Annotated in this window: 12 protein-coding genes; 2 read left to right on the top strand and 10 right to left on the bottom strand. The window is 65.5% G+C overall.

All coding sequences use genetic code 11. The annotated features are described in order from the left end of the window. Positions 1-28 precede the first annotated feature (28 nt). On the bottom strand, positions 29-967 hold the full coding sequence (locus L6D89_RS08315; RefSeq protein ID WP_236199341.1) for an iron-sulfur-binding ferredoxin reductase: 939 nt from the start codon (positions 965-967) through the stop codon (positions 29-31). Then, on the bottom strand, positions 960-2087 hold the full coding sequence (locus L6D89_RS08310) for a GGDEF domain-containing protein (RefSeq protein ID WP_236172927.1): 1128 nt from the start codon (positions 2085-2087) through the stop codon (positions 960-962). The genes L6D89_RS08315 and L6D89_RS08310 overlap by 8 nt, the downstream gene beginning before the upstream one ends. A 262-nt stretch (positions 2088-2349) precedes the next feature. Here L6D89_RS08310 and L6D89_RS08305 point away from each other — a divergent pair, with 262 nt between their 5' ends. Continuing rightward, positions 2350-3873, top strand: coding sequence for a fumarate hydratase (locus tag L6D89_RS08305; protein ID WP_054908611.1), 1524 nt, complete (start codon positions 2350-2352; stop codon positions 3871-3873). 436 nt (positions 3874-4309) lie between these two features. On the opposite strand, the gene L6D89_RS08300 is transcribed toward L6D89_RS08305, so the two are convergent. Together L6D89_RS08300 and L6D89_RS08295 are read right to left on the bottom strand one after the other, a co-directional pair. Then, positions 4310-4612, bottom strand: a complete 303-nt coding sequence (locus L6D89_RS08300; RefSeq protein ID WP_017519692.1) for a ribbon-helix-helix domain-containing protein — start codon at positions 4610-4612, stop codon at positions 4310-4312. Positions 4613-4645: 33 nt separating this feature from the next. Beyond that, positions 4646-5227, bottom strand: a complete 582-nt coding sequence (locus L6D89_RS08295) for a DJ-1/PfpI family protein (RefSeq protein ID WP_236199340.1) — start codon at positions 5225-5227, stop codon at positions 4646-4648. Between the two features lie 337 nt (positions 5228-5564). Between L6D89_RS08295 and L6D89_RS08290 the strand changes: the two genes are divergently transcribed. Then, complete coding sequence (locus L6D89_RS08290) at positions 5565-6440, top strand: LysR substrate-binding domain-containing protein (RefSeq protein ID WP_236172929.1); 876 nt, start codon at positions 5565-5567, stop codon at positions 6438-6440. Between the two features lie 34 nt (positions 6441-6474). Here the strand turns inward: L6D89_RS08290 and L6D89_RS08285 are convergent, their stop codons facing one another. From L6D89_RS08285 to L6D89_RS08260, 6 genes are all read right to left on the bottom strand, one after another. Then, positions 6475-7836: an MFS transporter gene (locus tag L6D89_RS08285; RefSeq protein ID WP_236199339.1), complete on the bottom strand. Its 1362-nt coding sequence runs from the start codon at positions 7834-7836 to the stop codon at positions 6475-6477. A gap of 96 nt (positions 7837-7932) precedes the next feature. After that, positions 7933-9372, bottom strand: coding sequence for an NAD-dependent succinate-semialdehyde dehydrogenase (locus L6D89_RS08280; protein ID WP_236199338.1), 1440 nt, complete (start codon positions 9370-9372; stop codon positions 7933-7935). Further along, entirely contained in the window at positions 9369-10403 is a 1035-nt protein-coding gene (locus L6D89_RS08275; RefSeq protein ID WP_236199337.1) for an aldo/keto reductase, read from the bottom strand. Before L6D89_RS08275 ends, L6D89_RS08280 begins: the two co-directional genes overlap by 4 nt. A gap of 10 nt (positions 10404-10413) precedes the next feature. Next, complete coding sequence (fae, locus tag L6D89_RS08270; RefSeq protein WP_236199336.1) at positions 10414-10926, bottom strand: formaldehyde-activating enzyme; 513 nt, start codon at positions 10924-10926, stop codon at positions 10414-10416. A gap of 326 nt (positions 10927-11252) precedes the next feature. Then, a complete protein-coding gene (locus tag L6D89_RS08265; RefSeq protein WP_236172934.1) occupies positions 11253-11831 on the bottom strand; it encodes a DUF2846 domain-containing protein in 579 nt (192 codons plus the stop codon). A 149-nt stretch (positions 11832-11980) separates the two neighbouring features. Beyond that, complete coding sequence (locus L6D89_RS08260) at positions 11981-12574, bottom strand: HMG-box domain-containing protein (RefSeq protein WP_236199335.1); 594 nt, start codon at positions 12572-12574, stop codon at positions 11981-11983. Between the last annotated feature and the right edge of the window lie 129 nt (positions 12575-12703).

The following is a 12703-nucleotide window of genomic DNA, read 5'->3' as shown; positions in this document are numbered from 1 at the left end:
CGACGCGCAGCAGGTGTTGAACTGGCTTTCAGGCGTGGGGCAGGTACAAGTCGGCCAGCGTCTGGCCGCGAGGCACACCGCAGAGGTAGAGGCGGCGAGCGAAGGCATCGACGCTGGCGGGATGGCCGCAGAGTAAGGCGAGGGTTCGCCGCGAAACAAGCCGGAGTTGCGCCAAAACCTCGGCCGACTCGGCCGTGGTCATCAGCGTCACGTCCAGCTTCGGATGGCTGGCGGCCAGGGTTTGCAGGGGCTCGGCCAGATAATGCCCTGCGCGATCATGGGCCTGGTGAATGACGCGGATCGGCCCGCTGTGATGCTGCCGCAGCGCCTCGCGCAACACGCCCCAGAGCGGCGCCAGGCCGGTGCCGGAGGCCATCAGCAGCAAGGGTCGTTCGTGCCACTCCGGATCGTAGTGCAGCGCGCCGCCCCGCAGCTCGCCCAGGCGGAGGGTGTCGCCGACCTTCAGGCCACGGGCGAAATCGGCAAAGGCGCCGCGCTCGCGGCAGTCGATGTGGAACTCCAGCCAGGCATCGAGCCCCGGCACACTGGCCAGGGAATATGGCCGTGCGACGCCAGCAGCGCTCCAGAGAATCAGGTGCTGCCCGGCGCGGTAACGCAATGGCCGCTGGGGTGCCAGGCGCAGGCGCAGCACGTCCGGCGCTGGCCAGTCCAGTTCAGTCACCGTGGCGGGCAGGCCGTCGCGTTGCGGATCGAACGCCTCCACCGTCAGGTCTTCGATAACCCGGCACTGGCAGGACAGGCGCCAGCCCTCGTCGCGTCGTGCGCTATCCAGCGCCTCGGGCAAGGCATCCAGCACCGCGCCGCGGGTACAGCGCACCAGGCAGGCATGGCAGCTGCCGGCCCGGCAACTGTATGGCACGGCGATACCGGCGCCGCGCAGGGCATCGAGCAGGTTGACTCCGGGGGCTACCGAAAAGCATTGCGATCCGGCCTGTATCTCAGGCACGCGTCCACTCCCATGCGGCATCGCAGCGGTTGCGTCCGCTGCGTTTCGCACGGTAGAGCGCCTGGTCGGCCCGTTGCAAGGCCTCGTCGAGATCGTCATTGGCGTCGAGCAGGGTCATCCCCGCCGACAGGCTCAGGGTTTCGATATTCACCCCCACCGGCTCCGCCGCCGAATAGGCCAGCCGCAGGCGTTCGCAGCAACTGGTCAGGCGGTCGGCATCGGCGTTGGGCAACAGCAGGACGAATTCCTCGCCACCATAGCGCGCCAGCACATCGCCCTCGCGCAGGCAGGCCCGCGCCACAGCGGCGAAGGTCTGCAGCACGCGATCGCCGGCGGCATGCCCGTGGACATCGTTGATCCGCTTGAAGTGATCCAGGTCGATCAGCGCCAGGCCGTGGCGCTGGCCGGGGCGCATTTCCTCCAGCGCACGGCCGGCCAGGCGGAGGAAGTGGCGGCGGTTGAACAGCCCGGTGAGTTCATCGGTGGCCACCAGGTCTTCGAGCTGGCGCATCATGCCGCGCAACGTGTCCTGGTGAGCCTGCAGGGCGTAGCGGCGCTGGCGCATGCGCTGGCGCAAGGACTGCACATAGCTGGCAAACAGGCTCAGCCAGGTGAGCACGATGAACAGCACCAACAGTTGCAGCACGGCCTGCGCCGGCAGTTGCAGGCGTTGCTGGAAGGCTTCGTGGAGGTTGAGCCCGGCGAAGGCAATGAAGGCCAGCGCAGCGCAGCGGGCGAACACCCTGGGCTGCAACTGGAACACGCCGAACAGCAGGATCAGCACGTAGAGCACCATCAGCGTGCCACGCGCGGTGTCGACGTTGGCCAGGAACAGGGTGTTCCAGACCACTGCCACCAGCACCTGCGGCTCGGTCATGCTCGGGTCGGTGAAACGCTGGTTGCGCCCGGTGATGAACAGCCAGGCAAAAACCAGTTGGCTGCCCGCAACCAGCAGGGTGCAGGTCAGGGCGAAGCTGACGGGCGCGCGGTAGAACTCGCCGAACACGGCCAACCACAACAAAAGAAGCGCCAGCGCATAGGTCCCGAGGGCCATGCCGAATCGCCTGATGAGTAGTTTTTGTAAGGCGTGCTGCTTCAGAGGTGGTTTCAGCGTGCTCATGGGGCTCCGTCCCGTAATGGCACCTGGCCTTCACTCTACTATCAAAGCGCCCCAGTGCCTAGCCGATCGGAATGTGGGCGACCGAAGGGCTGCTTGATAAGGAGCGGGGGTGATCTGGGACCAAGGTCGGATCGCTGGCGGGTGCGCGGCAAGGGGCCGCAGCGGTATACTACGGCGCCTTTTTTCGCCGCAGCCGTGTCGGCGAATTCCCGTTGTGACAGGCCCCAAGCCTGTACTACCCGCCTGAAGAGGACCGTGCTCCATGGCCGTGATCAAGCAAGACGACCTGATCCAGAGCGTCGCCGATGCCCTGCAGTTCATCTCCTACTACCACCCGGTTGATTTCATCCAGGCCATGCATGAGGCCTACCTGCGCGAAGAATCGCCGGCCGCCCGGGACTCGATGGCGCAGATCCTGATCAACTCGCGCATGTGTGCCACTGGTCACCGCCCGATCTGCCAGGACACCGGTATCGTCACCGTGTTCGTCCGCGTCGGCATGGATGTGAGCTGGGCCGGCGCCACCATGAGCGTCGACGACATGATCAACGAAGGCGTGCGTCGCGCCTACAACCTGCCGGAGAACGTCCTGCGCGCCTCCATCCTGGCCGACCCGGCCGGTGCGCGTAAGAACACCAAGGACAACACCCCGGCGGTGATCCACTACTCCATCGTCCCGGGCAACACCGTGGAAGTGGACGTCGCGGCCAAGGGCGGCGGCTCCGAGAACAAGTCGAAGATGGCCATGCTCAACCCGTCCGACTCCATCGTCGACTGGGTGCTGAAGACCGTTCCGACCATGGGCGCCGGCTGGTGCCCGCCGGGCATGCTCGGCATCGGCATCGGCGGTACCGCCGAGAAGGCCGCGGTGATGGCGAAGGAAGTCCTGATGGACGAGATCGACATCCACGAACTGAAAGCCCGTGGCCCGCAGAACAAGATCGAGGAAATGCGCCTCGAGCTGTTCGAGAAGGTCAACCAGCTGGGCATCGGTGCCCAGGGCCTGGGCGGCCTGACCACCGTGCTCGACGTGAAGATCATGGACTACCCGACCCACGCCGCCTCGCTGCCGGTGTGCATGATCCCCAACTGCGCCGCCACCCGCCACGCGCACTTCGTGCTCGACGGCTCCGGCCCGGCCGAACTGGAAGCGCCGTCGCTGGACGCCTACCCGGAAATCGTCTGGGAAGCCGGCCCGTCCGCGCGCCGCGTCAACCTCGACAGCATCACCCCGGAAGAAGTGCAGAGCTGGAAGCCGGGCGAGACCATCCTGCTCAACGGCAAGATGCTTACCGGCCGCGACGCCGCGCACAAGCGCATGGTCGACATGCTGAACAAGGGCGAAGAGCTGCCGGTGGACCTGAAAGGCCGCTTCATCTACTACGTCGGCCCGGTCGATCCGGTCGGTGACGAAGTGGTTGGCCCGGCTGGCCCGACCACCGCGACGCGGATGGACAAGTTCACCCGCCAGATCCTCGAGCAGACCGGTCTGCTGGGCATGATCGGCAAGTCCGAGCGCGGCCCCATCGCCATCGAGGCGATCAAGGACAACAAGGCCGTCTACCTGATGGCCGTAGGCGGCGCCGCCTACCTGGTCGCCCAGGCGATCAAGAAGTCCAAGGTCCTGGCCTTCGCCGAACTGGGCATGGAAGCGATCTACGAGTTCGAAGTGAAGGACATGCCGGTGACCGTAGCGGTCGACACCAATGGCGAGTCGGTGCACATCACCGGCCCGGCCATCTGGCAGAAGAAGATCGCCGAGAACCTGGCGGTGGAAGTGCAGTAATCACTGCATGACCGCCCCATGAAAAAGCCCGGCCATGTGCCGGGCTTTTTCATGGGTGAATGTCTGTGACTTCGGCGCAGGGGCAGGTCAATCGCGGATGAATCCGCTCCTACGAGATACCTCTGCGCTTGGGCCATCCCTCACCCTAGCCCTCTCCCAAGGGGAGAGGGGACCCTTCGGTGCAGGATGAAACCTCAGTGTCAGCCGGCTCGGGCTGCCCCTCTCCCTGAGGAGCGGGGCGCGCAGCCAGGGCTGGGGTGAGGGGCATGCATAGGTACGGACTCCCCAGGAAAAGACCGTTGCTCCTACAACAACCGGCAGCACCGGCGTTCTCCTGTAGGAGCGAGCTTGCTCGCGAACCGCCCAGCTCAGGTGCTGCCGGGAAACCTGTTCGCGAGCAAGGACTGGGCGTCCCCCTCGGTCCTACTAAAAGCAGTCAGGCGCTGCGCGGCACCCGGTTCAGCTCGACGACATTGTCACGGCGCTGGGCGAGGAAGCGCGTGCAGCTCACTCGCAGGAAGGAGGCGAAATTCACCACCTCCCCGCGGTAGTCCATCACCTCGTCATAGAGCTTGGCGATCAGTTGGTTGGTGGTCATGCCGTCCACCTCGGCGATCTCGCGCAGGATGTCCCAGAACTGGTTCTCCAGGCGCAGCGTGGTGACCACGCCACGGATGCGCAGCGAGCGGGAGCGCGACTCATAGAGAATCGGATCGGCCTTTACATAGAGTTCGCACATGGACGGCTTCTCCAGCTTCGATGACGGACCAGTTTACAGGCTGATCTTCGTACCCAGCACGTCGAGGAACTTCGCCAGCCACGCCGGGTGCGCCGGCCACGCGGGCGCGGTGACCAGGTTGCCATCGACATGCGCGGCATCCACCGGGATGTCCACGTACTCGCCACCGGCCAGCGTCACTTCCGGGCCGCAGGCCGGGTAGGCACTGCACGCGCGGCCCTTGAGCACTCCGGCGGCGGCCAGCAGCTGGGCGCCGTGGCAGACGGCGGCGATGGGTTTCTTCGCGGCGTCGAAGGCTTTCACCAGCTCGATCACCCTGGCGTTCAGGCGCAGGTATTCCGGCGCGCGGCCCCCGGGAATCAGCAGCGCGTCGTAGTCCTCGGCGCGCACATCGGCGAAGGTGGCGTTGAGGGCGAAGTTGTGACCCGGCTTTTCGCTGTAGGTCTGGTCGCCTTCGAAATCGTGGATGGCGGTGCGGATGCTCTGGCCGGCCTTCTTGTCCGGGCAGACGGCATGGACGCTATGCCCGACCATCAACAGTGCCTGGAACGGCACCATGGTTTCGTAATCTTCGGCGTAATCGCCGACCAGCATCAGGATCTTCTTCGCGGCCATCTGGGGGCATCCTCCCGGCAGGGCCCGGCCGTGGCGGCCGGGCATGCGGGAGAGCTTAGACAGTCGCGACGGCAGCAGGGTAATACGCCGCTACTACACCACCGCGCGCCGCGGTGGCCGTCTGTTCTGGGCAGAAGAAAAAGGCGCGGTGTCATCGCGCTGACCTTCCCTGCGCACGGTGTGCCCGCAGGCCCCGTGTCAGCCCCTGGCGAAGGCATCCGACAATCAGCGAAAGCGCAGGCCGAAGCGGAGAAAAACGCATATTCCATAGGCTCCGCCATCGCTAGAATCGGCGAAAAATGCCCGCGCCTCGAGCGTACTTTCGGATGGCCCCGCCATGCGTAACCTGCCGCCCCTGACCATGCTCCGCGTCTTTGAAGAAGTGGCCCACCATCGCAGTTTCAATCGTGCGGCCGATGCATTGAACGTCACCCAGGGAGCTGTCAGCCGGCAGATCAAGCAACTGGAGGAATACCTCGGAATCAGCCTGTTCCTGCGCACGCCCCGAGGCCTGACCCTGACCGAAGCCGGCAGCGCCCTCGCCCCGCACCTGGGCGAAGCCTTCGACCAGATGGAACGCGCGCTGCAAGCGGTACGCGTGCCCAACCTGCGCCAGCGCCTGCGCATCCTTGCGCCACCCACCTGGGGTACCCGCTGGCTGTCGCCGCGGTTGCGCGACTTCCTGCGGCGCTACCCGGATATCAGCCTCAGCGTTACCAACCACCTGGAAACCGAGAATGCCGGTGAACTGGACTGCCGCATTCGCTTCGGCCTGCAACAGGCCACGCAATGCCACAGCGAACTGCTGGTCATGGAGCGTCATATCGCCGTCGCCAGCCCTGAGTTGTTCGACGACGGCCAGCCGCCGGAGCTCAACGCCTTCCCGCTGCTGCATATCCTCCACGAAGGCAAGCGCCTGAGGGTCTGGGAAAACTGGCTGGCGGCGATGGACCGGACGGACGTCGACGCCAGCAGCGGGATCGAGTTCAGCACGCTCGATCAGGTGATCCACACCGCCCTGGCCGGCGGCGGCCTGGCAGTGATCGACCGGCAGATGATCGAGCGCGAACTGGCCGCCGGCAGCCTGCTGCCGATCACCCCGGTCGAGGTGATCGGCCCCTATGGCTACTGGCTGGACATCGCAACGGAGAAGAAGGGATTGTCAAAGGTGCAGCGCTTCCAGGACTGGCTGGGGCTGGTCAGCAATCCCTGAGCGCAGTCCGCGCCCAGGGACCGGGTCGGCAATCTCAGGCGACGCTGGCCACCTTGACCGGTGCGGACGATGGTTCGCCACCGGACTCCCCGCGCCCGCAATCAGCGAGGGTCAGGTGCTTGGTTTCCGGCGCCCAGGCGATGGAGATGATCGCGCCGAACAGCAGGACCCCGGCGAGGATCGCCATGGTCGGGTTGAGCCCGATGCCCGCCACGCTCACCGGCAGCAGGAAGGTGCTCAGCGCCGAGCCCAGGCGGCTGGCCGCCGTGGCCAGGCCGATACCGCCAGCGCGCACTTCGGTGGGGAAGCTTTCCGCCGGGTAGACACCGACCAGATTGCTCACCGCCGACAGCACCAGGGTGAACAGGCCAAAGCACGCCACCATCAGCCAGGCCAGGCTGCCGGGCAGCAGCACCAGCAGGAACAGCGAGGCGGCGAGGATCAGGAACGAGTTGATGAGGAAGCCGCGGCGGCTGAACTTGACGGTGCACCAGATGCCCAGCACTGCGCCGACGATCAGCAGCGCGTTGAGCATCATCTCGGTGCCGAAGCCTTCGGCCAGCCCCATCTTCTGCAGAATCGACGGCAGGAAGGTGTAGATGGCGAAATACGGCATGACAATGCAGATGAAGAACAGGCAGTTGAAGGCGGTGCGCTTGCGGTACTCGCGGCTGAACAGCGCCTTGTAGCCGCTGTGCTTGCGGTTGATGACCTCTTCGTCGATCTCCACGTTGGCGCCCAGGTGCTTGTGCACGATGGCGCGGGCTTCCTCGATGCGGCCCTTGTAAACCAGCCAGCGGGGTGACTCAGGCGTGCCGATGCGGGCGATCAGGATCATCGCGGCGGGGATCGCCGAGGACGCCAGCATCCAGCGCCAGGCGTCGTCGCCCAGCGGCAGCATGGCGGTGCCGACAAAGGTGGCGGCGACATAGCCGAAGGTCCAGATCACGCTGAACGAGCCCAGCAGCACACCGCGATGCTTGCGCGGTGCGAATTCCGCGAGCATCGCGTGGCCGACGCTGAAGTCGCCGCCCAGCCCGATGCCGATCAGCACCCGGCAGAGAAACAGCTGCATCGCGGATTCGACATAGAACTGCATCACCGAGGCTATGGTGATCAGCACGAAGCTGATGAGGAAGATCTTCTGCCGGCCGAGGTGATCGGAAATCCAGCCGAAGAACAGGCTGCCGAGGAACAGGCCGAGCAGTGCCGAGCTGCCGATCAGCCCTTGCCAGAAGGGCGTCAGCGCCATCTGCGGGTTGATCAGGGTGAAGGCGATGCCGATGAGGCCGAGGATGTAGCCATCGGTGAAGTGGGCGCCGAAAGTGAGTCCGGCGATCTTGATGTGGAACCTGCCGATGGGCAGGTCATCGATTTTGACTGTTTGACCCGACATGATCGTCTCCGACTTGTTGTTATAGGAAACACAGCGAGGTTGGGCCACCGCGCCCGGGAAGGCGCGGCGGCCGAGGCAGAACTCCCTGGCGGGGCGTCAGGCGGACAGGCCGCCCATGAGCAGGTACTTGATCTCCACGTAGTCCTCGATGCCGTACTTCGAGCCTTCGCGGCCCAGGCCCGACTCCTTGATACCGCCAAAGGGCGCGACCTCGGTGGAGATGATTCCTTCGTTGATGCCGACCATGCCCGCTTCCAGGCCTTCGGCCATGCGCCAGACGCGGCCGATATCGCGGCTGTAGAAATAGGCGGAGAGCCCGTAGGGCGTATCGTTTGCCAGACTCAGGACTTCAGCCTCGTCGCGGAAGCGGAAGCACGCGGCCACCGGGCCGAAGGTCTCTTCACTGGCGATCAGCATCCGCGGGTTCGCTTCGGCCAGCACGGTGGGCTCATAGAAGGTGCCGCCCAGCGCATGACGACGGCCGCCGCACAGCAGCTTCGCGCCGTTCTCCAGGGCGTCGCCGACATGCTGCTCGACCTTGGCCAGCGCCGCCGCGTTGATCAGCGGCCCCTGCTCGGTTTCGCCCTCCAGCGCGTTGCCCACGCGCATGGCGCGCACGGCGTCGGCCAGCCGCGAGACGAAGGTGTCGTAGACGCTGTCCTGGATATAGAAGCGGTTGACGCACACGCAGGTCTGCCCGGTGTTGCGGAACTTCGAGGCCATGGCACCGCGTACGGCGGCGTCGATGTCGGCGTCATCGAAGACGATGAAGGGAGCGTTGCCGCCCAGTTCCAGCGAGACTTTCTTCAACGTCTCCGCCGCCTGGCGCATCAGCAGTTTGCCGGTGCGGGTCGAGCCGGTGAAGGACAGCTTGCGCACCGCGCCAGACGCCTGGATAGCAGCACCAATGGCAGGAGCGTCGCCGGAGACGATGTTGAACACGCCCGCCGGAATGCCCGCCTCTTCCGCCAGCACCGCAAGAGCGAAGGCCGACAGCGGGGTTTCTTCCGAAGGCTTGAGGATCATGGTGCAGCCGGCGGCCAGGGCCGGGCCGACCTTGCGGGTGACCATCGCCAGCGGGAAGTTCCACGGCGTGATCGCGGCGACCACGCCGATCGCCTGCTTGATCACCACGATGCGCGCGTCGCCCCTGGGCGAGGGGATCACGTCGCCGTACACCCGCTTGGCCTCCTCGGCGAACCATTCGAGGAAGCTCGCCGCATAGGCGACCTCACCTTTGGCCTCCGCCAGCGGCTTGCCCTGCTCGGTGCTGAGCAGGCGCGCCAGGTCGTCCTGGCGCTGCAGCATCAGCTCGCCCCAGCGGCGGATGCGCGCACTGCGCTCCTTGGCGGTCAGCGCGCGCCAGGCTGGTAGCGCACGTTCGGCGGCGGCGATGGCGGCATCGGTTTCCTCGACGCCGCCACGCGCCACGTCGACGATCAGCGCGCCGCTGGCCGGGTTGCGCACCGGGTAGGTCACAGCGCCTGTCACCCACTGGCCATCGATGTAGTGACCGGTCTTCAGCAGCGCGCTCATGCCACCGCCTCCGTCAGCGCGAAGGCTTCACGCATGGGCCGGGCGACACGCAGGATGCGCTTGCCGGCGGAGTAGTCGTTGATCACGTCGCACGGCGTGTAGTTGCGCTCCAGCTCGTGGATTTCCTCGTCATCCAGACGGGTTTCCAGCGCAGCCAGGGCGCTGTCGAACTGCGCGGTGGTGTCGGCACCGACCAGCATGCAGTCCACCCCCGAATGCTGCAGGACCCAGGCCTGGGCGATCTGCGCGTTGGACACGTCACGGCGTTGCGCCACGCGCTGCACGGAGCGGGCGATCTCGAAGGACGCCTCGTCGGCGTACATCTGCTGGGTGAAGAAGTCGGTCTGGTTGCGCGTCGAGCTCGCGTCGCCGGTCAGCAGGCCACGCGCCAGCGGGCTGAACACCGAGACGCCGAGGCCCTGGTCGCGGCAGAACGGGATCATCTCGCGCTCTTCCTCGCGGTAGGCGCAGTTGAGCTGCAGCTGCATGTTGATCGGCTTGACCCAGCCATTGCGTTCGCAGGCCATGAGGATCTTCGCCAGTTGGCCGGTAAGCATGGTGGAGACGCCGATGTAGCGGGCCTTGCCGGCGCGAACGATATCGTTCAGCGCGCCCATGACCTCTTCCACCGGGGTGTTCACGTCGTAGAAGTGCAGCATGTAGATATCGACGTAATCCATGCCCATGCGCTTCAGGGAGGCGTCGATGCCATCCATGATGTGCTTGCGCGAATGGCCGCTGGCATTGATGCCAGGGCGTGTGCCGTAGCCGACCTTGGTGGTGATCACCACGTCCTCGCGGCGCACCAGGCGCTTGAGGATGCGACAGACCACTTCCTCGCCGACGCCGGCGGAATAGAAGTCGGCGAGGTCGATGAAGTTCACGCCGGCATCCAGCGCGTGCTTCACGATCGGCTCGCTTTTCTGTTCATCGAAGATCCACGGCTTCCAGTCCGGGGTACCCATGTTCATGGTGCCCAGGCACAGCTTGGAAACCTGCAGGCCGGAGTTGCCGAGACGGATGTATTGCATGGCGCTTACCTCAGGCCTTGGGGGTGTAGAAGGGGTTGGCGATGGCGTTGACCACGTCGGCCAGCTGCGCCCGCTCGGGCTTGCAGGCCAGCGCGGCGCGGATCGCGGTGCGGCAAGCGTTGTAGTTGTTCAGGTAGACGGCATCCAGGTCGTCGCAGCCCGGGTTGACCCAGTTGGCGGTGACGATGGCCCACTCGTCCTCGGCTTCGGGCGGCAGGGTGCCATCCAGCAGCGCCTCGGTGACGGCCTTGGCGATGCCGGCCTGGGACGCGCCCCAGGTGGCGTTGGCATGCAGGTCGCCGTTGATCTCCGCCTTGTTCACGTAGAGGGTCATCGGCTTGACCGGGACGTTCGGCTGGGCGATCACCATGAACGGGCAGTGCCCCTGGCTGGGCGATGCCAGGCTGTTGGAGAACGCCTGGCCGGCCGGGCCGCTGCGCGGGCCGAGCAGGATGTTGATGTGCGCGGCGTTGACGCCGGGGCCTTCGAAACCTTCACCGATGTACAGGTCGAGCTTTTTCATGGGGTACCTCATGCAAACGTGGGGTGCAGGAAAGCCCGGGCACGCTCGGGCGGCCCGTGGCAAAACCGGCGGAGGGCGCCGGGGGAGAAAGATTGGGATCAGCTGTCGATGGGCGTATCGGACGGGTGCGCGAAAGCACCGGACAGGCCGGAGTGCAGCGGACGGATCAAGGGCGGGGAAAGCAGGAAGGAAGTCATGTCGCGTCGCTCTTTGTTGTTGTCGATGAGCTGGTGCGACGATTTTTAGCACCGGGCCCGCGCGGCCCGGTAACCACAAAAACTCAAGGAGCTATGAGTTGCCCTCATAACTCCAGAGGGACGTGAATCTCACAGACCGATACGCTCGAAGAAGCCCGGCCCTTCGACTTCCTTGCCGCTGGCGGCGATGCTCACCGGCTCCTGTACCTGGCGCGTGGCGGGGATTTCCCGCGAGCCCAGCTCCTTGCCCACCAGTTGCAGCGGGCCGGCGCCCTGGCCGGCGGTGTGCTCGTACTTGGGTGGCGTGTGGGTCTCGTCGTAGCGCAGGTAGTACACCTCGCCGGCACGAGCTTCCAGGGTAAACCCGGCAATCAGGGTGAAGTCCAGGCTGCCGCCGGCGAAGAAGGTCCAGAAACTGCCCAGCAGCGGACGACGCATCTGCAGTGGATAACTGCCGGGGGCAAAACTCAGGGCTAAGTAGCCGTTGCTAGGCAAGCTGCCGATCAGTTCGTTGTTGATGAACAGACCGGGCGCTTCCAGCTCCTCGTCAGACCACTGGTTCTGCGGTCGGTAGAGGTACACCGTGGCCTGCTGCGAATTCGCTGGCAACGCGCCGAACGGCGGCCCGTCCAGCGCACCGAAGAACGCACCGGGCGAACTGCAACCAGCGAGCATCAGGAGAAAGGCGCACAGGGCCACTCGGAGCATGGACAGTCCCTCTTATGGTTATGCCCGGAGCATAACCACCGCACCCGGGCTTGCCACCCGTCGAAAGTCCGGGTCGAGTACTTCTCGGCCACGCCCAGGCCAGCGGAGCAAGCCGCCGCTTGAGCGAGCGCCCCGCACAGCGATGTCCGTCAGGTCAGTTGCTTGAGCCAGAACACCATTGACTTGGCGGTTTCCGACGACTCTCCCTGGTCACGCCAACGATACTCGGCTCGCAGCCCCGGTTGCGGCGTGAAGCCACGCTGCAGCCAGAAGGCATCGTGGGTTCGGTAGCCGGCAGGTTTGGCCGGATGCCCCGGCGACCGTTGCAGTGCGCAGAAGGCACACCAGTCAAAACGCTTCAGGTCACGGGTGAAGCGCTCGCGTTCCTCGAAGAAACGCAGGTCGAGAACGGTGCTGCGATATTCGGGCAGCACCACCGACTCGCCGAAATAGAAGATCCGCTCAGGGTTCCAGCCCTGCTGCAGAAACGGTCGCTGAAGTGCCTCGGCTTCGTCCTGCAGCGGCAGCCCGGTCGAAGCTCCCACCACCCGGCCTTCGTCGAGCAACAGGACGCACAGGCTCCACGCCGAGCGCACGTGGCTGTCGAGGTAACCGGCTTCGTACTCCGGACTACCGTCGTAGAGATACGGGTACTCCTTGAACACCGTAATCCGCAGACGCGCCAGATCATCGATGAACGGGCGGATGGCTTCGCCGCTGAGCAGGCGGAACTCGACGGGCATGGTGGTTTTCTTCCGCAAAGGGCCGCAGCGGCGGCGCTGCAGAAAACCTAGCACGGGCAGCGCAGGTCGGCAGAAGCGGGTGAGGGACGGCGCAGTATCGGGTTCGCGAGCAAGCTCGCTCCTACGAAG

It is taken from the genome of Pseudomonas pseudonitroreducens (genome assembly GCF_021603645.1).
GTDB lineage: Bacteria > Pseudomonadota > Gammaproteobacteria > Pseudomonadales > Pseudomonadaceae > Pseudomonas > Pseudomonas pseudonitroreducens.
Note: the sequence above shows the minus strand (reverse complement) of the source record. Positions and strands in the feature narration are given on the sequence as shown.

What these genes read in the sequence shown, in the direction of transcription:
- L6D89_RS08285 (WP_236199339.1), bottom strand. Translation starts at nt 7,836, where the DNA reads ATGTCGGGTCAAACAGTCAAAATCGATGACCTGCCCATCGGCAGGTTC.
- L6D89_RS08290 (WP_236172929.1), top strand. Translation starts at nt 5,565, where the DNA reads ATGCGTAACCTGCCGCCCCTGACCATGCTCCGCGTCTTTGAAGAAGTG.
- L6D89_RS08300 (WP_017519692.1), bottom strand. Translation starts at nt 4,612, where the DNA reads ATGTGCGAACTCTATGTAAAGGCCGATCCGATTCTCTATGAGTCGCGC.
- L6D89_RS08260 (WP_236199335.1), bottom strand. Translation starts at nt 12,574, where the DNA reads ATGCCCGTCGAGTTCCGCCTGCTCAGCGGCGAAGCCATCCGCCCGTTC.
- L6D89_RS08265 (WP_236172934.1), bottom strand. Translation starts at nt 11,831, where the DNA reads ATGCTCCGAGTGGCCCTGTGCGCCTTTCTCCTGATGCTCGCTGGTTGC.
- L6D89_RS08295 (WP_236199340.1), bottom strand. Translation starts at nt 5,227, where the DNA reads ATGGCCGCGAAGAAGATCCTGATGCTGGTCGGCGATTACGCCGAAGAT.
- L6D89_RS08275 (WP_236199337.1), bottom strand. Translation starts at nt 10,403, where the DNA reads ATGCAATACATCCGTCTCGGCAACTCCGGCCTGCAGGTTTCCAAGCTG.
- L6D89_RS08280 (WP_236199338.1), bottom strand. Translation starts at nt 9,372, where the DNA reads ATGAGCGCGCTGCTGAAGACCGGTCACTACATCGATGGCCAGTGGGTG.
- L6D89_RS08310 (WP_236172927.1), bottom strand. Translation starts at nt 2,087, where the DNA reads ATGAGCACGCTGAAACCACCTCTGAAGCAGCACGCCTTACAAAAACTA.
- fae (WP_236199336.1), bottom strand. Translation starts at nt 10,926, where the DNA reads ATGAAAAAGCTCGACCTGTACATCGGTGAAGGTTTCGAAGGCCCCGGC.
- L6D89_RS08305 (WP_054908611.1), top strand. Translation starts at nt 2,350, where the DNA reads ATGGCCGTGATCAAGCAAGACGACCTGATCCAGAGCGTCGCCGATGCC.